We start from the raw sequence: 18,391 nt of genomic DNA on the forward strand, positions 1-18,391 counted from the left end.
GCCTTCCGGATCTCGCGCTGGGGCCGGGGCCGATGACGCCGTTCGAGCGGGCGATCCGCCCCTTCCCGACCCTGACCCTGGCGCTGCTGAGCCTGCCGGTGGCGGCGGGGCTCGTCGGTGTGGTGGCGCCGGCCTTCGGCTGGCTGCCGGCGCTGGGCGGCGAGACCCTGACGCTGGCGCCCTGGCGCGATCTGCTCCAGGCACCGGGCCTCGCCGACATGCTGCGCCTGAGCCTGGTCACCGGGCTCGCCAGCAGCCTGATCGCGCTGACCATCGTGGTGCTGTTCCTCGGCGCCTTTCTCGGCACCCGCCCCTTGCGCTGGGTACAGCGCCTGCTGGCGCCGCTGCTGGCGGTGCCTCACGCCGCCGCGGCCATCGGCCTGGCCTTCCTGCTCGCGCCCTCGGGGCTCGCCAGCCGGCTGGTCTCGCCCTGGGCGAGCGGCTGGCAGCAGCCGCCGGACTACCTGTTTCCCGGCGACCCGGCAGGGCTGGCGCTGATCGCCGGACTGGTGCTCAAGGAGGTGCCCTTCCTGCTGCTGATGAGCCTCGCCGCCCTGCCCCAGTGCCGCGCCGAGGAACGCTTGCACGTCGCCCGTGCGCTGGGCTACGGGCGGCTCAACGCCTTCCTGCGCGCGGTGCTGCCGGGGCTCTATCCGCTGATCCGGCTGCCGGTCTATGCGGTGATCGCCTTCGCCGGCTCCACGGTGGACGTGGCGATCATCCTCGGCCCCTCGACGCCGCCGACCCTGGCCGTGGCGGTGATGCGCTGGCTGAACGATCCCGATCTGGCGCTGCGCTTCCAGGCCTCGGCCGCGGCACTGCTGCAGCTCGGCGTCACCGCCCTGTCGCTGCTGGCCTGGTGGCTGGCCGAACGGCTGGTGGCGAGGCTCGCCACCGGCTGGCTGGTGAATGGCCACCGCGCCCGCGGCGAACGCCTCGGTCGCGCGCTGGCGAGCGGGCTCACCGGGCTCTCGATCCTGCTGCTGGGCGCGAGCCTGCTGGGGCTGGCGCTGTGGTCGCTGGCCGCCTGGTGGCCCTTCCCCGCCGCCTGGCCGTCGCCGATGACCCTCGACGCCTGGCGCCAGGGGCTCGCGTCCGGCGGCGCACCGCTCGCCCACACCGCGAGCCTGGGGCTCGCCTCGACCCTGCTGGCGCTGACGCTCGCCGTCGGCTGCCTGGAGGCCGAGACCCTGCGCCGCCGAGCGCTGGCGCCGAGTGCCCAGCTGATCCTCTACCTGCCGCTGCTGGTGCCGGCGGTGGCCTTCCTGTTCGGGCTGGTGCAGTGGCAGGCCCAGCTGGGCATCGCACCGGGCTGGCTCCCGGCGGCGCTGGGCCACGCGCTGTTCGTGCTGCCCTATGTCTTCCTCACGCTTGCCGAAAGCTATCGCCGGCTCGATCCGCGCTGGGGCCAGGTCGCCGCCGCGCTCGGCGCCTCGCAGGCCCGCGTGTTCTGGCGGGTGCGCCTGCCGCTGCTGGCCGCGCCGATCGCCGTGGCCGCGGCGGTGGGCTTCGCCGTCAGCGTCGGCCAGTACCTGCCGACCCTGCTGCTCGGCGGCGGCCGGCTGGCGACCCTGACCACCGAGGCGGTGAGCCTGGCCAGCGGCGGCGATCGCCGCCTGACCGCGGTCTTCGCGCTGGGCCAGCTGGCGCTGCCGGCGCTGGGCTTCATGCTGGCCGTCGCTCTACCGCGCTGGCTGTTTCGCCATCGCGCCCCTTCCGCCTTCCCGACATGAGCCACGCCATGCCCGAACCGAGCCCGCTGATCCTCGACGACATCGTCATCACCCGCGACGGCCGCCCGCTGGTGGCCGTGGACGCCCGCATCGCCCCCGGCGAGGTGCTGACCCTGATGGGCCCCTCGGGCGTCGGCAAGTCGACCCTGCTGGCCCAGGTCGCCGGCTTCCTGGCCCCGGCCTTCACGGCCACCGGGCGGGTCCGGCTGGGCGACGACGACCTGACGGACGCGCCGCCGGAGCGGCGCCGGCTGGGGCTGCTGTTCCAGGACCCGCTGCTGTTCCCCCACCTGAGCGTGGGCGGCAACCTGGCCTTCGGCCTGCCCGCCGGCGGCAAGCGGGCCGAACGCCGCCGGCGGGTGGACGAGGCGCTGACCGATATCGGGCTGTCCGGCTTCGCCGAGCGCGACCCGGAGACGCTGTCCGGCGGCCAGCGCGCCCGGGTGGCGCTGATGCGGGTGCTGCTGGCCGAGCCGCGGGCGATGCTGCTCGACGAGCCCTTCTCGCGGCTCGACGCGGCGCGACGCGACGAGATGCGCCGGCTGGTGTTCGCCCGCGTTCGCGCGCGGGGCCTGCCGACCCTGATGGTGACCCACGACCGGGAAGACGCCGAGGCGGCCGGCGGACGCGTGATCGAGCTCACGGCACGGGGCACCAGGCTGGAGACATGGCGAGCGAACGCCACGGACGACGAGGAGACGACGTGATCGAGCATTCCGATAGCCCACGCCCCGGCGCGGATCGCCGGCGCCGCCTGGCCGCGGTGCGCCCGCGACTGGTGTCCTTCGCGCTGATGCACCTGCGCGACCGCACCCAGGCCGAGGACGCCGTCCAGGAAGCCCTGGCCGCGGCGCTGGAGAAGGACGACAGCTTCGGCGAGCGATCCGGCTACGAGACCTGGGTGTTCGGCATCCTCAAGCACAAGATCCTCGATGCCATGCGCGTCCAGAAGCGCCAGGGGCGCTGGACACCGCTGGAGGACGACGACACCGACGACGCCATCGAACGCCAGTTCCACCGCGACGGGCACTGGAACCCCGAGGCCCGGCCACGCGGCTGGGGCGAGCCGGAGGCGGCCTTCGAGAGCGAGCATTTCTGGCGGGTCTTCGACGCCTGCATGATCGGCCTGCCCGACAACCTGGCCCGGGTGTTCTCGCTGCGCGAGCTGATGGGGCTGTCCACCGACGACATCTGCCAGACGGTGGGCATCAAGGAAAACAACTGCTGGGTGATGCTGCACCGCGCCCGCCTGCGCCTGCGGGCCTGCATCGAGCGCGGCTGGCTTGAGGAGGATACCCCATGATGAAGTGCAAACAGGCCACGCGCCTGATGTCGCTCAAGCAGGACCGGCCGCTCACCCGGCGCGAGCGGCTGTCGCTGCGCCTGCATCTGACGATGTGCGGCGCCTGCCGGGCCTGCGAGCGCCAGTTCTCGCTGCTGCACCGGGCCGGCGAACGCTACCGGCCCGACGACGAGGACGAGCCCTCTCCTCGCGGCTGAGCGCCGACGTCACGACGCAGGCACCAGATAGTCGGCCAGCGCCTCCAGGTCGGCCACGGTGATGTCGGGCTCGATGCCCCAGGGGTCGAACGGTGCCTCCGGATTGCGCCGCACCCAGGCCGCATGGAGGCCGGCATGGCGCGCACCGATCACGTCGAAGGGGTTGCTGGAGACCAGCCAGGTGTCGGCCGGCTCGGCCTCGAGGCGCTGGCGAAGGTGGAAGTACACCGCCGGGTCGGGCTTGAAGCGCTTCACCTCGTCGACGCTGACGATCTCCTCGAAGCGGTCGCGCAGCCCGGCCGCGGAGAGCAGCCGGGTCACCGCCTCCTGGCTGCCGTTGGAGAAGGCCACGCAGCTGACGCCGGCCTCGGCCAGCCGTGCCAGCGCCTGCTCGGCCTCGGGAAAGGCCGGCAACTGGCCGTAGCTGCCCATCAGATGATCCTTGTCGGCCTCGAAGAGCCGGGTCTGGAGCGCGCGGTCGGTGTACTCCAGCGCCTCGCGGGTGCAGCGGGCGAAGTCCACATAGGCGCCCATCAGCCCGCGGCGGAAGCTGTACTCGAGCTGCTTGTCGCGCCAGCGGCGCGAGAACTCGGCCGCCCGCGACGGATCGTCGAGGCGTTCCTCCAGTTCGGTGACCACCCCGTGGGTGTCGATCAGGGTGCCGTAGACATCGAAGGCCAGTAGCGTCGCCATGGGCGTCTTCCTCCATACGATAAACCTTCCCAAGACTGGGCCAGCATCGAGCCGGGCACAAGGAGACGAAGGGCGAGTGCGGCGCCCGGAACCAGAAACGCCGCGGGCGAGGCCGCGGCGTTCGTGGAGGGCGAGTACGATCAGGCGGTCTGCAGCACGCCTTCGCGGGTCAGCTCGTCGGTGACCTTGTTCACCGCACGCTCGGTGCGGGCGATGATCTCGTCGACCTCGTCACGGGTGGCGACCAGCGGCGGCGCGAAGCCGAGGATGTCGCCCTGCGGCATGGCACGGGCGATCAGGTTCTCCTCCATGGCGGCGGCGGCGATGCGCGGCGCGACCTTGAGCGACGGATCGAAGTGGGCGCGCTTCTCCGGGTCGGCGGAGAACTCCAGCGAGGCCAGCATGCCGACGCCGCGCGCCTGGCCGACGATCGGATGATCGCCGAAGGTCGCGGCCATGCGCTCCTGCAGGTAGGCGCCGGTCTCGGCGGCATTGGCAGTCAGGCCTTCGCGCTCGATGATCGCCAGGTTGGCCAGGCCGGCGGCACAGCCCAGGGCGTGGCCGGAGTAGGTCCAGCCGTGGCCGATCGGGCCGTATTCGCCGGTGCCCTGCTCGAGCACCTGCCACACGCGATCGCCGACGATCACCGCGGAGAGCGGCTGGTAGGCGCTGGTCAGGCCCTTGGCGGTGGTCATCAGGTCCGGCTTGATGCCGTAGTGGTGGCTGCCGAAGTCGGCGCCGATGCGCCCGAAGCCGCACACCACCTCGTCGGCGATCAGCAGCACGTCGTACTTGTCGAGCACGGCCTGGATCTCGTCCCAGTAGCCTTCCGGCGGCGGCACGATGCCACCGGTGCCGAGCACCGGCTCGCCGATGAAGGCGGCCACGGTGTCCGGCCCCTCGGCCAGGATCATTTCCTCGAGCCTGGTCGCGCAGTGCTTGGAGAACTCGCGCTCGGTCATGCCTTCCTGCTCGGCGGCGCGATGATAGTAGTACGGCGCCTCGGTGTGCAGGATGCCGTCCATCGGCAGGTCGAACTGGTCGTGGAAGGCCTTGAGGCCGGTCAGCGAGCCGGTGGCAATGCCGGAGCCATGGTAGCCGCGCATGCGCGAGATGACCTTCTTCTTCTGCGGACGGCCGAGCACGTTGTTGTAGTAGCGCACGATCTTGAGCTGGGTCTCGTTGGCGTCACTGCCGGACATGCCGTAGTAGACCTTGGACATGCCGGGGCCGGCCAGCTCGAGGATCTTCTCGGACAGGGCGATCTGCGGCTCGTTCGAGTGCCCCACATAGGTGTGGTAGTAGGACATCTCGAGGGCCTGCTGGTAGATGGCCTCGGCCACCTCGGTGCGGCCATAGCCGATATTGACGCAGTACAGGCCGGCGAAGCCGTCGATGAACTCGCGGCCGTCCTTGTCGACGATGTGGATGCCCTTGCCACCGGTGATCACGCGGCCCGGCGCATCGCCGTGGGCGAAGTCGCGCAGGTGGGTGGAGGCGTGGAAGGTCACCTTGCGGTCGCGATCGATCAGATCCTGATGGGTGGTCATGCGTGTCTCCAGTAAGGCTCCCCGACTCCGGCGGGGAGGATGTTCGTCGTTCGTTATGTCCGGACCGGCCACCGCCGGTCCTCTGTTCCTGAACCCGCGCCGCTCGGGCACGGGTTGCTGAAAAACTTCTGCCTCAAAACAAGAGAGCTCTGCGAGCGACGACCAGACAAGGCGGATCCTGGAGAGAACAGCGGAGTTTACGTTCTGTAAATGAGCATGTTCGATCGGACTCGCGCCCGAGACAGGATCCAACGACGTATGGTCGAGCGCAGCAAGCTCCCGGATAAAGCTAGCTCCCGGAAACGGAGCCCAGCGCTCCGAGACAGTAGTACTTCGTCTCCAGGTACTCGTCGATGCCGGTCACGCCGCCCTCGCGGCCCAGGCCGGATTGCTTGACGCCGCCGAAGGGCACCGGCGGGCCGGTCATCTTCACCGAGTTGACCGCGACCATGCCATACTCCAGCGCCCGCAGCAGCTTCCAGATGCGCCGGATGTCGTGGGTGTAGACGTAGGCGGCGAGGCCATACTCGGTATCGTTGGCCATCTCGATGGCCTCGTCGTCGTCGCGGTAGGCGGTGATGCCCGCCACCGGGGCGAAGTTCTCCTCGCGCCAGACCTTCATCTGCGGCGTCACCCCGGTCAGCAGGGTCGGCATGAAGAAGTTCTCGCCCGGCGCCTGATTCTGGTCGCCGGCCACCAGGGTGGCGCCGCGGGAGACGGCGTCGTCGACGATGGAGGCGGCCTTCTCCACCGCCTGACGATGGATCAGCGGGCCCAGGTCGACCTCGCCGTCCAGGCCGTTGCCCACGCTCAACGCCGCCATGCGCTCGGCGAACTGCTCGACGAAGGCGTCGTGGATCGACTCGTGCACCAGGATGCGGTTGGCCGCCAGGCAGTCCTGACCGGCGGTCTGGAACTTGGCCGCCACCGCGGCATAGGCCGCTTCCTTAGGGTCCATGTCCGGGCCGACGATGAAGGGCGCGTTGCCGCCGAGCTCCAGCGACACCCGCTTGACGGTATGGGCGCACTGCTCGATCAGCAGACGGCCGACCCGGGTGGAGCCGGTGAACGACAGCGCCTTGATGCGATCCTCATCGCACAGCAGCTTCGAGACCTCGGCGGCGTCGCCCAGCACCACGTTGAAGATGCCGGCCGGGATGCCGGCGCGCTCGGCCAGTTCGGCCAGCGCCAGCGCCGAGAACGGCGTCTCGTGGGCCGGCTTGACGATCACCGGGCAGCCGGCGGCCATGGCGGCGGCGGCCTTGCGGGTGATCATCGCCAGCGGGAAGTTCCAGGGCGTGATCAGCGCGGCGATGCCCACCGGCTCCTTGAGCGTGCCGAGGGCGGCGTTGGGGATATGGCTGGGAATGGTCTCGCCGAAGGTGCGCTTGCCCTCCTCGGCGAACCAGCGCACGAAGCTGGCGCCGTACTCGACCTCGCCGCGGGCGTCCGGCAGCGGCTTGCCCTGCTCGCGGGTCATGATCAGCGCCAGGTCCTCGCGATGGGCCTGCAGCAGGTCGTACCAGGCCAGCAGACGCTCGCAGCGCTCGTCGGCGCGCAGTGCCCGCCAGTGCACGTAGGCCGCCTCGGCGGCGTCCACGGCGGCGCTGATCTGCGCCGCCTCGAGCAGCGGGATATGGCCCAGCACCTCGCCGGTGGCCGGATCGACGACCGCGTCCTCGCGGCCCTCGTCGCCGTGGGTCCACTTGCCGTCGACATAGGCGTACTGCCGGAACAGGCGCGGGTCGTCGAGCATGTTGGACAGCGTCATAAGCACCTCCCCTGAAACGCCGCCGCGAGAGAGGCGCGACGGCGATGACATGACATCCGCGGCGGTTGCCGCGTGATGGTGTCAGGGTAAGGCAGATGGGCGGGCGGGAGTTTTTGAAGTCAGGCGCCGGAGACGTGACGTTTTTTCGTTCCGGCGCCAAAGAGTTGCGTTTTTTTTGGCGCGGTCCTCAACACGCCGGTGGCTCGGCCAGGGCGGCCGCGGTGAACACCAGCAGCCCGAGCTCCGGGCGATAGCCGTGGATCTCCGTGACGTCCAGGGCCTGCAGGAAGTGCAGGATCTCCTCGCTGACCACCTGGCCAGGCACCAGCACCGGGAATCCCGGCGGATAGGGGATCACGAAGCTCGCCGAGACCACGTCCCGGCCCTGGCGCGTCTGGGCCTGAAGCTCGCCGTTGTCGAACCGCAGGTATTCGGTGTTCTCCTCGTCGTAGCTGAGGAAGTAGGCGCTGCGGATGTCGCCCTCGGGAGTCTCGGGGCTGCGCCGGAAGGCGTCATGGAAGCGGCTGAAGTCGGGCAGCGGCGGCAGCTCCCGGGTCAGGGAGTGGACCCGCTGCTCGATGATCCTGCGCTCCGGGCGGCTGCTCTCCTCCCAGCGCGTCTCGAACTCCTTGGCCAGCTTGATCAGCACGTCGAGCAGATAGGCGATGGAGCCGCGGGTAGTGCCGATGTTGGTCATGAACAGCACGGTGTTGCGCGACGTCTTGTTGATCTGGATGCCGTACTTGTTCATCAGGTATTCGTTCTTGAAGGCATCGCCGTCGACGCCGGTCGCGCCGATGGCGATGGTGATCCGGGAGGGGTCGATCACGAACTCGTCCCGGGCCCAGGCTTCCTCCATCTGGTTCCAGCCGGTCACCGGATCGTAGAAGGACTCGACCCCGGACTCACGATACTCGGCGGGCACCATGTCGGCGTTCTTGAGCACCCGGAAGTACTTCTGCAGCAAGGGATGGGTATACAGCTGCTCGCGCAGCGACAGCGCCGCCTCGACCTGGGCGTGTACCAGCTCGAAGCCTTCCATCTCGGCCTGCATGCGCCCCACGTCCAGCGAGGCCAGGATCTGATAGTTGGGCGAGGTCGAGGTGTGTGTCATGTAGGCCTCGTGGAACGGGGCCTCGACCCGCTGGCGGAAATCCTGATCGAAGACGTGGATCATCGAGCCCTGACGCAGCGAGGTCAGGGTCTTGTGGGTGGAATGGGTGGCGTAGGCGCGCAGGCGCACGAGGTCGGGATCCGGCAGCAGCGGACGCTCGAGCCAGGTGGCGTCGTCGTCGGGGTCGAGGGCGTCGAACTCGGCCTTCCAGGCCGCGTACTCCTCCCGATAGGCCTCGCTGCGGTAGCGGTCACGCAGCGTGCGTGCCGCGTGCATGGCGGTGCGCGGCCGATAGGTCGGGTTGAAGGAGGCGAAGGCGAACCAGGCCTCGTCCCACAGGAACACGAGGTCCGGCTTGATCGCCAGGCACTCCTCCATCACCCGGCGCACGTTGTAGACCACGCCGTCGAAGGTGCAGTTGGTCAGCAGCAGCATCTTCACCCGCTCGAGTTCGCCGGCGCGCCGATAGGCGAGCAGGGTCTTCTTGATCTCGTGCAGCGGCACCGCGCCGTACATCGAGTAGTCGTCGAGAGGATAGGAATCCAGATAGCTGACGTGGGCGCCGGCCAGCACCATGCCGTAGTGGTGCGACTTGTGGCAGTCGCGGTCGACCAGCACGATGTCGCGGGGCTTGATCAACGCCTGGACCACGATCTTGTTGGCCGTCGAGGTGCCGTTGGTGACGAAGAAGCTTCGCCGGGCGCCGAAGGCCCGGGCGGCATACTCCTGGGCCTTCTTGATCGGCCCGTAGGGCTGCAGCAGCGAATCCAGCCCGCCGGAGGTCGCCGACGTCTCGGCCAGGAAGATATTGATGCCGTAGAAGTCGATCATGTGCCCCGCCCAGTGCGAGCGGGTCACCGACTTGCCCCGCGAGATCGGCATGGCGTGGAAGACCCCGGTGGGCTTGCGGCTGTATTCGCGCAGGGCGTCGAAGAAGGGCGTGCGGTAACGGTCGTCGATGGCGCGCAGGATGGTGTGATGCTGTTCGATGTAGTCGGTCTCGCGGTAGAAGATGCGCCTGAAGTGGCGGATGTCGCCGCTGGCGGTGCTCTCCACGTCGCCGCTGGTGACCAGGAACTGGTCGATCTCCGGGCGCAGCTCGCTGATCATCGAACTGAGCAGGATGCTGCGCTCCGCCTCGGACTGGTGCTCCAGCTCCTGCTCGGAGAGCCCCTCCAGATAGTTGCGCAGCGCGCTGAGGTTGTACTTCGACTTGTAGGGAAACTCGTAGCGGATCAGGCAGGCCTGGATATTGGGATTGACCAGCACCGCGATCAGGGCGTCCTCGAAGCTGCGCACCGTGACCACGTCGTAGACGAAGCGGTCCTCGGGGCGACGCAGGTTGTGGAAGGCCTCGCGCACCACCTCCTCTTCCTGGGCCGAGAGGTTGTCGACGATCAGCAGCTCGAAGTAGGGCTGAGCCGAGCTGTTCGACGCCGGATGCCCACGGCGCAGCTGATTGAGGGCGTCCAGGGTCTCGAGGTCCTCGGCATCGGCGTCGGTCTCCGAGAGATCGACGTGGCGACGCCGGTAGGACTCGCTGATCAGCGCCCGCACCAGGCGCCTGACCACCTTCTCGAGCAGCCCGTATTCCTGGCGCTCGAACAGCGCCCAGATGTGACGGAAGTCCTCCTTGGAAGGGAAGGCGTGATAGTCCTCGATGATCTCCAGCCGGGTGAGCTTGACGTCGATCGCCTTGATCAGCTGACGCTGGCCGCCCTCGTCCTTGAGGCGCACGAGCTGGCCGAGATCGCGCTTGAGGGCGTTCCAGGTGTCGGCACGCAGCTGGGAGATCTTGTGATAGAAGCCCAGCGCGGTGTAGGGCGTTTCGGAATGGCTGCTGTCGTGCATGGCGATCCCCTCTGGCTGTTCTTTTTCTGCACCCGTTCAGCCCGTGTAGAGCCCCCGTGCCCCGTAGCGGACGGTGATGCGTTCCTCGGGAAAGTCTTCGAAACCCAGCTCCAGGTTGAGCCCCGGCCAGTGGAAGCCAGCACTCCCCTCGGTCGGTCGATAGACGGCGGTATAGATCGTGCCCAGACCACGGCCATAGTCGTGACGGAACAGCGGCGGCGACGCGAGGGCGGAGACGAGGCGCGCCTCGCCGGTACTCTCGTCGTCCACCAGGATCGACAGCTGGCGCTCGCGGATCAGCGTCTCCGAGGCCAGGGCGTGGGCATACCACTCGATCTTCTTCTGGTGGTTGGTGGCCACCGGCACGCGGCGGATGCTGGCCCGGCGGTCGGGGGCGATCATCGCCGTCACGTAGCGCCCGGCCCGGTCGGCGACGGTGATGTTGTAGGCCATGTGCGTCGGCACCCGGGCCAGCACCTCGGCGGCCTGAGGCACGTCGTCACAGGTCTCGAGCAGGTAGCGCAGGATGATCGGCGCACCGAAGCCGTCACCTACCGCCTTGCGGCCACCAAAGGCCAGCGAGACCGCCAGCCCGGCATCGTTCATGCCGTCGAGCACGCCCCACAGGCAGTCGGACATGGCGATCACCCGGCGCCGGTTCCAGCGACTGCAGAGGATGGTGCCCTCGCACAGCTCGGGCGGATAATCGTAGTTGCGCGCCAGCACCGTCGACGACGGCCGCGCCAGCACCGCCTGGGAGCAGCCGGTGATGTAGGCCGGAGGGCGATACAGGCTCAGCAGGCGCGCGCTGAGATCTCCGCCGCCGGCCAGCTCGCACAGCATCCGGTAGGTGTCCATCAGCTCGGGCATGTGCCGGCGCAGGGCGTTGTAGCAGGCCAGATAGGCCGGACGCTCGCGCTCGCCCTCGCTGAGGTACCACTGCTCGTAGGCCGGCCAGTGGTAGTCGAACAGCGACCGCCACTTGGGCCCCGGCAGCTCCTCGCGCACGGTGCGAAAGTCCAGCATCTTTTCCGGCCCGCTCCCCCACCTGCCCGGGGACGGGCCGGGGTGATGTCTGCCGCTCATAGGATCTTGAAGTTGCCACCGCCGATGGCATGGCTGACGGCGACCTCCTCCACCACGGGATCCTGAAGCGGCTGGCCGGCGTACTCGCCGCGAATGCCTTCGATCCACGCGTGGGCGCGCTCGGTGAGCTGGAAGTCGTCGTCCATCAGCCGCCCGCGGGTGATCAGGATGCCGAGATCCGCCCCCTCGTAGCGGAAGTCGCCCTCGCCGCTGATGCGCAGGAAGAACGCTTCGTGCTCGTTCTCGGCGGCATGGGGATGGGAGTCGTAGTGGTCGTAGGCGATGCGACCGTCCTGCTCCATGCGCCACACCCCCGAGGCCGGGGCCGCGGTCAGCAGATCGACGCTCTCCTCGGTATGCTTGATGACCAGCTGGCTCCAGCTATCGATGCTCTCGGGATGCGACCAGCGCTCGTTGATCTCGGCGATGTCGAGGTCGAAGTCGAGATCCGAGAACTCCAGCAGGTGAAACAGGAACAGCGGGATGTCGGAATGGGCAAAGGCCGCCACGTTGGTCAGCGAACTGGCCCCGGTGACCCGCGGATTGAGCTCACCGAGATAGACCTCTCCACCATCCATGTCGATCAGGAAGTCGAGCTCGAAGTAACCCCGGTAGCCCTCCTCGCGCAGGGCCTCGCCGAACTTGAAGGTGTACTCGCGGGCCTTGTCGCGCACCGTCTGGCTGAAGGCGCCGGCGAACATCTCGTTGCCGCACCAGCCACCCTTGTAGGGCGTCAGCGACTTGAAGCCGACCAGTTCGGTCATCAGCGGGCCGACCACGGTGCCGCTGCGGGTGGCACAGGCCTCGATGGCAGAGCCGCGGCAGTTGATGCGCTTCATGATCTTGACCTCGGGCTCGGCCTCGATCTCCTCGGCGACCTTGTAGTAGTCCTCCTCGCTGGCGATGAAGAAGGTGGTATGCCCGGAGTCGCCGTAGGCGGTCTGCACCACCAGATCGGTGCCGAGTTCGCGGCTCACCTCGAGCAGCTCCTGGTAGCTGCCCACCTTGGCCAGCACATTGGGCACGCTGGGCACCCCGGCCTTGTTGCCGATACGCACGGTCTCGATCTTGTTGTCCATCCGCGAGCGCAGCGCCGCGGGCGGGAAGGCGATCTTGAGCCCCAGCTGTTCACAGACCTCCTCGGTGTGCTCGTCGAACATCAGGAAGGTGGCGATACCGGCGTCATCGCCCTGGGCGCGGGACTGGATAAAATCGATCACCTCCTTGTGCTCGAGGAGGTAGTTGTTGATGTCCTCGATACCCTCGAAGTCGCGGGGAAACTTCTCTCGCGGCACGAAGACGTTGCGCTGACGCCGATCGAAGCAGTCGATGTAGTTGATATGGCGAAAATTCCCGACCCAATCGCCGATTCCCAGCAGATTGAAGTTGGTCGCCGAGATGAAATAGATCGGGCGCTTGTTGTTGAGGAAATGACGACGGACATCGGCAATGCTTGTTATTTTGCTGCTCATCGTAGTCGCTCCCTGAGGGGCTTCGGAGGCCTCGGGTGCCGCCGCAGAGGCGGAACCCCGGGGCCGCTCGGCGTCGGCATGGCCGGCGGCCGCGGACGGATGGAACAGGCGACGCAAACCACCGAGGATTCTGGCGAACATGGTGGCTCCTCAATTCCGGAATGGTTGCTGAGAGACGATCAGTACTCCTCAAGGTTAGTGCGTTGTGGCTTTTCCAGCGGCCCCAGGGTATCCAGGAAGGGCGAGAAACCGCCCTCGTGGCGATACAGCGTGAAGTCGACGCGCCGGTCGCGGAAGCTCTTGAGCGGCTGACCGAGGCCGCGCAGGCCGGTCTCGCGCTCGCGACGCACTCGGCTCAGATCGACCTCGACGGGCATGATCTCCTCGCCGGTGCCGGCCTGGTGGATGACATCGCCGGAGGGCCCCACCACGATAGAACGCCCGTTGCCGATGGCCCCGGCCCCGTTGATGTCGAAGAAATAGCACTGGTTGACCGCGGCGTTGGTCCGCGCGATCGACAGTTCGATGTCGCGGTCGATGGTGTCGGTCATGGTCGGATGCAGGATCACCTCGGCACCCATCGCCGCCAGGGTGCGGGTGGTCTCGGGAAACCACATGTCGTAGCAGATCGACACGCCGAAGCGACCCACCTGCGGCACGTCGAAGACGACGAACTCCTCGCCGCTCTCCACGCCGGCCTCGTAGGGGCGGAACGGGAACATCTTGCGATAGCGCGTCACGACCTCGCCGCGGGGACTGATCACCGACAGGGTGTTATAGATGGCATCACCGGCCTGCTCGAACATCGAGCCCGGAATCAGCCAGATGCGGTGCTTCTCGGCCAGGTGGCAGAACATCGCCTCGGCGTGGCTGGGCATCGGCTGGGCGTGGTGTGGCGAGGCGCCCAACGGCATCAGCTCGCTGAACAACACCATCTGCACCTGGGGAAAGCGGCTCATCAGCACGTCGATGCGATGACGCATGGCTTCGGTGTTGTCGCCGTGATGCAGGGCATGCATCTGGACACCGGCAATCGTGAAGTAGGACATGTCATACCCTCGCGTCAGGCGATCTCGAATCACTGCAGGCGGCCGGCGCCACGCATCGTGCTTGGCCGGAGGGATCGCCCGGCGTGGTGGGGAAATCCCACCGCTCTTCTAGCTTATGCCACGTGCGGCGGGGCGAATCAACGCAACAGGAACGCCGCGATCTGCCGCCCTCAGTCGGCCACGAAGTCGCCGGCGGCGAATCCGCCGTCGGGCCGCTTGACGCGCTTGGTGACGATGTAGGTGAAGTAGCGCTCGATGCCGACGTCGGACATCAGCCAGGCATCGATCAGGCGCTGGTAGGCATCGATGGAGGCGGCCTCGAACTTGACCAGGTAATCGACCCCGCCGCCCACGGCCACGCACTCGGTGGCCTCGGGGGTGTCATGGACGAGTGCCTCGAAGCGGGCGAAGCTCTCGGCGTTGTGGCTCTTGAGCTCGATCTGCACCCACACCGGCGTGCGCGGCCGCAGCACCTCCGGATTGAGGCGCGCCCCGTAGCCCTCGATGATGCCGGCCTTCTCCAGCCGCCGCACCCGCTCCCAGCAGGGGCTGACCGAGAGGTTGATCGCCTCGGCCAGCTTCGACTTGGTGATGCGCCCGTCGCGGGACAGGATCTCGAGGATCTTGAGATCGTAGCGATCGAGCTTCATGACAAGGAATCGACCACCTCGGCGATCACCGCGATGGTGTCGCCCATGTTGACGTTGGCCGGGAAACGGCGCGCCATCAGCAGCCCGTCGCGCTCGGCGCGGTACTCGATGGGCGCGGCGCCGCTGCGGGTCATGTCGTAGACCCGGGCGATCACCTGGCCGTTCTCCACCGTCTCGCCCAGCGCCACCGTCAGCTCGAGCAGCCCGGTGTGCTCGCTCTGCACGTAGCAGCTGGCGTCCGGCATGTCGAGATAGACCTGGGGCTCGACGGGCGCCTCGATCTCGCCCGCGACCAGCCCGAAGTGAACCAGGAAGTTGTGGATGCCACGCTCGGTGATGGCCAGGCTCTCCGGCGTGGAGGTGCCGCCGCCGCCGAGCTCGGTGGCCACGAACACCTTGCCCTGGCGCTCCACGGCGGTGTCGAACAGCGCCTCGGCGTCGAGCTCGAACATGATCATGGCGTAGGGCGCGCCGAAGGCCTTGGCACCGTCCAGCGCGCGACGCTGCTGGTCGGCATCGTCGAGCACGTGGGAGGCGGCGAACGGCACGATGTCCAGGGTGCGGCCGCCGGAGTGCAGGTCGAGCACCGCATCGCTCATCGGCACCAGGGTGCGGGTGAAGTAGTCGGCGATCTTCTCGGTGACGCTGCCGTCGGGGTCCCCGGGGAAGCTGCGGTTGAGGTTGCCGCCGTCCATCGGCGAGGTGCGCTTGCCGGCCTGGGCCGCCGGGGTGTTCATCATCGGCACGATGATCACACGTCCCGTGACGTCCTCGGCGGACAGCGAGCTCGAGAGCTTGTGCAGCGCGGTGATGCCCTCGTACTCGTCGCCGTGGTTGCCGCCGGTCAGCAGCGCGGTCGGGCCCTCGCCGTTCTTGACCACGGTGATCGGGATCATCACCGCCCCCCAGGCCGACTCGTCGTTGGAGATCGGCAGCTTGAGGAAGCCGTGCTGGACACCGTCGGCCTCGAAGTCGACGGTGGCGGCAATGGGGCTCGGTCGCTTGCTCATGGCGTTACTCCTTACATGACGAACAGCTGGCGGGGGAAGTCGGCCAGCGTCTCGCAGCCGTCCTCGGTGATCAGGATGCTCTCGGTGATTTCCAGGCCCCAGTCGTCGACCCACAGGCCGGGCATGAAGTGGAAGGTCATGCCGGGCTCGAGGATGGTCTCGTCGGAGGGGCGCAGGCTCATGGTGCGCTCGCCCCAGTCCGGCGGATAGCTGATGCCGATGGGGTAGCCACAGCGCGCACCGCCGCGGTCGAAGCCGTACTTGTCCATGGCCGCGCCCAGCGCCATGGCGATGTCCGCGGTGCGGTTGCCGGGCCTGGCCACCTCGAGGCCGTGCTCGATGCCCTCGAGCAGCGCCGACTCGGCGCGCACGAACTCCGCCGGCGGCCGTCCCAGGAACACGGTCCGCGACATCGGCGCGTGGTAGCGCTTGAACACCCCGGCGATCTCGAAGAAGGTGCCCTCGCCCTCGCGGAACGGCGTGTCGTCCCAGGTCAGGTGAGGCGCGGCGGCGTCCTTGCCGGTAGGCAGCATCGGCACGATGGCCGGATAGTCGCCGCCGAAGACCTTGCCATGCTCGTCCTTCCAGCCTTCGATGCCGACCCGGTAGATCTCCGAGACCAGCTTGCTCTTGGGCAGCCCCGGCTCGATCACCTCGAGGATGCGCGAGTGCATGCCCTCGACGATGCGCGCCGCGATGCGCATGTACTCGATCTCCTGGGCCGACTTGATCGCCCGGCACCAGTTGACCAGACCGTTGGCGTCCAGAAAGCGCGCGTGAGGCAGCTCGCGCAGCAGCGACTGGTAGGCCTTGGCCGAGAAGTAGTAGTTGTCCATCTCCATGCCCACCACGCCCTGGTGCCAGCCGCGATCGGGCATGATCGACTGGGCCAGGTACTCCATGGGGTGCATGTCCGGATTCTGCACGTAGTGATCCGGGTAGTAGGTGAGGTTCTCGGGGTCCATCCAGCAGGTGCGCAGCGCCCCGTTGGCATCCATGCGCCGGCCGTACCACACCGGCTCGCCTTCGAGCCCGAGCAGCACGCACTGGTGGACATAGAAGGACCAGCCGTCATAGCCGGTCAGCCAGGCCATGTTCGAGGGGTCGCTGATGATCAGCACGTCGATGCCCCGGCTCGCCATCTCGGCGCGGACTTTCCAGAGCCGGCCGGCATACTCCTCGCGAGTGAAAGGCAGGGAAACCTGAATCATGAAATCGCTCGTCCAACGATCACGTCACCGATACCGGCCACCTCTCGATCCTGGAGGTGCCGGGGCGCCAAGGCGGTTGACGGCCATGCGAGGGGCCGCTTGAATTGTCATGATTGACGACAGCACAATGCATGACAATGTCAGTCAATGTCTTTCAGCCGATACTAGCACCCCCGCTTGGCCGACGGTCAAAGGCTTTATTGCATCATGACACTCGATCTGACGCCCTTCCTGCAGGACGCCGGCCCCAAGTACCTGGCCATCGCCCGGGCCCTCTCCGAGGCCATCCGCCAGGGTGAGCTCGCCCCCGGCACCCGGCTGCCGCCGCACCGTCGACTGGCCGAAACCCTCGGCGTCAGCGTGCAGACCGTCTCGCGCGCCTACGCCCAGGCCGAGAAGATGGGCCTGGTGCAGTCGAGGATCGGCAGCGGCACCTGGATCAACACCCTGGACGACGCCCGGGAATCGGCCTACCTGCGCGGCCAGGAACCGCGCCGGGAGAGTGCGCTGGTCGACCTGTCCATCGCCCATCCGGTGTGCACGGCGGCCCATCACCGCCGCTTCCGCGAGACCCTGGCCTCGCTGGCCGAGCACGTTCGCCCCGAGGTGATCGCCGCCAACCGCCCCATCGCCGGGCTGCTGCACCAGCGCGAGCGCGCCAGCGACTGGCTGGCCGCCAGCCTCGGCGTGCCGGGCGGTCCCGAGGACCGGGTGCTGTGCAACGGCGCCGCCCACGGCCTGATGCTGGCCATCTCCACCGTGGTCCAGCACGGCGACCTGGTGCTCACCGAGGCGCTCACCGATCACGGCCTGATCGCCCTGTCGCGCACCCTGGGCTTCCAGCTGCGCGGCGTGGCCATCGACGAACGCGGGGTGATCCCCGAGGCCCTCGACCTGGCCTGCCGGCGCCTGCGGCCGCGCGCCGTGTGCCTGACACCGACCCAGCTCAACCCCACCGGGGCCACCATGGACGAGGCCCGGCGCGACGCCGTGGCCCGGGTGCTCGACCACCACGGCGTGTGGCTGATCGAGGACGACGTCCATGCGCTGCTCGAGGCGCCGGGGCTCTCGCCGCTGGCCGCCCGGCTGCCAAACCTGTGCTTCCACGTCACCAGTCTGACCAAGGTCGCCCTGCCGGGGCTGCGCGCCGGCTACCTCAGCGTGCCCCGCGGCCAGCTGCACCATGCCCTGCCGCGGATGCGCGCCACCACCTGGATGGCCACCCCGCTGATCTTCGAGCTGGCCGACGCCTGGCTCGCCGACGGCACCCTGGCCCGACTGGCCATCGAGCAGCGCGAGCTCTTGGCCGAGCGCCAGCGCCTGGCCGGCCGCTTGCTTGCCGGCCACGAATTCAGCGCCCGACCCACGAGCCTGCATCTCTGGCTGTCGCTGCCCAGCGCCTGGCGCGCCGAGGAGCTCCAGCAGCAGGCCGAGCAGGAAAGCATGGCCGTCACCACCGCCACGCCGTTCATGGTCGAGCAGGCCCCGGCGCCGCGGCGCATCCGCCTGAGCCTCGGCGCCGAACCGGATCTCGAACGCCTGAAAGGCGCCCTGTCGCGTCTGGCCGGACTGCTCGACGAGGCCCCGCCTCCGATGCAGATCATCTACTGACCGTCTCGTGCCCCCCAATGATTTTTAGAACTTCGTGATCTAAAGAAGCGATCTTCCATGCCGATAGGGAGGCGTCCCTTCCTGTCCACG

General features: G+C 68.2%; 15 protein-coding genes. 5 read left to right on the forward strand and 10 right to left on the reverse strand.

Annotated features, from left to right (window positions below; genetic code table 11):
• Window positions 1-32: 32 nt before the first annotated feature.
• From C9J49_RS05920 to C9J49_RS05935, 4 genes are read left to right on the forward strand one after another with little or no spacing between them, the layout of a single operon-like run.
• Entirely contained in the window at window positions 33-1,733 is a 1,701-nt protein-coding gene (locus tag C9J49_RS05920; RefSeq protein ID WP_107182215.1) for an ABC transporter permease, read from the forward strand.
• A gap of 8 nt (window positions 1,734-1,741) precedes the next feature.
• On the forward strand, window positions 1,742-2,440 hold the full coding sequence (locus tag C9J49_RS05925; RefSeq protein WP_107182214.1) for an ATP-binding cassette domain-containing protein: 699 nt from the start codon (window positions 1,742-1,744) through the stop codon (window positions 2,438-2,440).
• Entirely contained in the window at window positions 2,437-3,036 is a 600-nt protein-coding gene (locus C9J49_RS05930) for a sigma-70 family RNA polymerase sigma factor (protein ID WP_046079279.1), read from the forward strand. Before C9J49_RS05925 ends, C9J49_RS05930 begins: the two co-directional genes overlap by 4 nt.
• A complete protein-coding gene (locus C9J49_RS05935; protein WP_046079280.1) occupies window positions 3,033-3,233 on the forward strand; it encodes a zf-HC2 domain-containing protein in 201 nt (66 codons plus the stop codon). Before C9J49_RS05930 ends, C9J49_RS05935 begins: the two co-directional genes overlap by 4 nt.
• 9 nt (window positions 3,234-3,242) lie before the next feature.
• Here the strand turns inward: C9J49_RS05935 and C9J49_RS05940 are convergent, their stop codons facing one another.
• The 10 genes from C9J49_RS05940 to doeA all read right to left on the reverse strand — a co-directional run bounded on the left by C9J49_RS05940 (window position 3,243) and on the right by doeA (window position 16,690).
• Complete coding sequence (locus C9J49_RS05940) at window positions 3,243-3,926, reverse strand: haloacid dehalogenase type II (protein ID WP_107182213.1); 684 nt, start codon at window positions 3,924-3,926, stop codon at window positions 3,243-3,245.
• Window positions 3,927-4,066: 140 nt separating this feature from the next.
• On the reverse strand, window positions 4,067-5,476 hold the full coding sequence (locus tag C9J49_RS05945; protein WP_046079282.1) for an aminotransferase: 1,410 nt from the start codon (window positions 5,474-5,476) through the stop codon (window positions 4,067-4,069).
• Between the two features lie 289 nt (window positions 5,477-5,765).
• Window positions 5,766-7,247 carry an NAD-dependent succinate-semialdehyde dehydrogenase gene (locus C9J49_RS05950; RefSeq protein WP_046079283.1) on the reverse strand — a complete coding sequence of 494 codons (1,482 nt, stop codon included), beginning with the start codon at window positions 7,245-7,247 and terminating at the stop codon, window positions 5,766-5,768.
• A 187-nt stretch (window positions 7,248-7,434) separates the two neighbouring features.
• The gene (locus C9J49_RS05955; protein WP_107182212.1) at window positions 7,435-10,212 is read right to left on the reverse strand and encodes an aminotransferase class I/II-fold pyridoxal phosphate-dependent enzyme; all 2,778 of its coding nucleotides are present in this window, start codon (window positions 10,210-10,212) and stop codon (window positions 7,435-7,437) included.
• Between the two features lie 36 nt (window positions 10,213-10,248).
• Window positions 10,249-11,238, reverse strand: a complete 990-nt coding sequence (locus C9J49_RS05960; RefSeq protein WP_107182211.1) for a C45 family autoproteolytic acyltransferase/hydolase — start codon at window positions 11,236-11,238, stop codon at window positions 10,249-10,251.
• Window positions 11,239-11,294: 56 nt separating this feature from the next.
• Complete coding sequence (locus C9J49_RS05965; protein ID WP_107182210.1) at window positions 11,295-12,770, reverse strand: biotin carboxylase; 1,476 nt, start codon at window positions 12,768-12,770, stop codon at window positions 11,295-11,297.
• 179 nt (window positions 12,771-12,949) lie between these two features.
• Window positions 12,950-13,819: a carbon-nitrogen hydrolase family protein gene (locus tag C9J49_RS05970; RefSeq protein WP_046079286.1), complete on the reverse strand. Its 870-nt coding sequence runs from the start codon at window positions 13,817-13,819 to the stop codon at window positions 12,950-12,952.
• A gap of 170 nt (window positions 13,820-13,989) precedes the next feature.
• Window positions 13,990-14,469 carry an Lrp/AsnC family transcriptional regulator gene (locus C9J49_RS05975; protein ID WP_046079287.1) on the reverse strand — a complete coding sequence of 160 codons (480 nt, stop codon included), beginning with the start codon at window positions 14,467-14,469 and terminating at the stop codon, window positions 13,990-13,992.
• On the reverse strand, window positions 14,466-15,479 hold the full coding sequence (gene doeB, locus C9J49_RS05980) for a N(2)-acetyl-L-2,4-diaminobutanoate deacetylase DoeB (protein WP_046079288.1): 1,014 nt from the start codon (window positions 15,477-15,479) through the stop codon (window positions 14,466-14,468). The genes C9J49_RS05975 and doeB overlap by 4 nt, the downstream gene beginning before the upstream one ends.
• Before the next feature lie 11 nt (window positions 15,480-15,490).
• Entirely contained in the window at window positions 15,491-16,690 is a 1,200-nt protein-coding gene (gene doeA / locus C9J49_RS05985; RefSeq protein ID WP_046079289.1) for an ectoine hydrolase DoeA, read from the reverse strand.
• Between the two features lie 207 nt (window positions 16,691-16,897).
• Here doeA and C9J49_RS05990 point away from each other — a divergent pair, with 207 nt between their 5' ends.
• Window positions 16,898-18,301, forward strand: a complete 1,404-nt coding sequence (locus tag C9J49_RS05990; protein ID WP_107182209.1) for a PLP-dependent aminotransferase family protein — start codon at window positions 16,898-16,900, stop codon at window positions 18,299-18,301.
• Window positions 18,302-18,391: the final 90 nt, after the last annotated feature.

Source organism: Halomonas sp. SL1 (genome assembly GCF_003030865.2).
GTDB lineage: Bacteria > Pseudomonadota > Gammaproteobacteria > Pseudomonadales > Halomonadaceae > Halomonas > Halomonas halophila.

Excerpts from the sequence above, each read along its gene's own strand:
- C9J49_RS05975 (WP_046079287.1), bottom strand. The coding sequence starts at position 14,469 with ATGAAGCTCGATCGCTACGATCTCAAGATCCTCGAGATCCTGTCCCGC.
- C9J49_RS05990 (WP_107182209.1), top strand. The coding sequence starts at position 16,898 with ATGACACTCGATCTGACGCCCTTCCTGCAGGACGCCGGCCCCAAGTAC.
- C9J49_RS05960 (WP_107182211.1), bottom strand. The coding sequence starts at position 11,238 with ATGCTGGACTTTCGCACCGTGCGCGAGGAGCTGCCGGGGCCCAAGTGG.
- doeB (WP_046079288.1), bottom strand. The coding sequence starts at position 15,479 with ATGAGCAAGCGACCGAGCCCCATTGCCGCCACCGTCGACTTCGAGGCC.
- doeA (WP_046079289.1), bottom strand. The coding sequence starts at position 16,690 with ATGATTCAGGTTTCCCTGCCTTTCACTCGCGAGGAGTATGCCGGCCGG.
- C9J49_RS05965 (WP_107182210.1), bottom strand. The coding sequence starts at position 12,770 with ATGAGCAGCAAAATAACAAGCATTGCCGATGTCCGTCGTCATTTCCTC.
- C9J49_RS05935 (WP_046079280.1), top strand. The coding sequence starts at position 3,033 with ATGATGAAGTGCAAACAGGCCACGCGCCTGATGTCGCTCAAGCAGGAC.
- C9J49_RS05955 (WP_107182212.1), bottom strand. The coding sequence starts at position 10,212 with ATGCACGACAGCAGCCATTCCGAAACGCCCTACACCGCGCTGGGCTTC.
- C9J49_RS05940 (WP_107182213.1), bottom strand. The coding sequence starts at position 3,926 with ATGGCGACGCTACTGGCCTTCGATGTCTACGGCACCCTGATCGACACC.
- C9J49_RS05950 (WP_046079283.1), bottom strand. The coding sequence starts at position 7,247 with ATGACGCTGTCCAACATGCTCGACGACCCGCGCCTGTTCCGGCAGTAC.
- C9J49_RS05970 (WP_046079286.1), bottom strand. The coding sequence starts at position 13,819 with ATGTCCTACTTCACGATTGCCGGTGTCCAGATGCATGCCCTGCATCAC.
- C9J49_RS05920 (WP_107182215.1), top strand. The coding sequence starts at position 33 with ATGACGCCGTTCGAGCGGGCGATCCGCCCCTTCCCGACCCTGACCCTG.
- C9J49_RS05945 (WP_046079282.1), bottom strand. The coding sequence starts at position 5,476 with ATGACCACCCATCAGGATCTGATCGATCGCGACCGCAAGGTGACCTTC.
- C9J49_RS05925 (WP_107182214.1), top strand. The coding sequence starts at position 1,742 with ATGCCCGAACCGAGCCCGCTGATCCTCGACGACATCGTCATCACCCGC.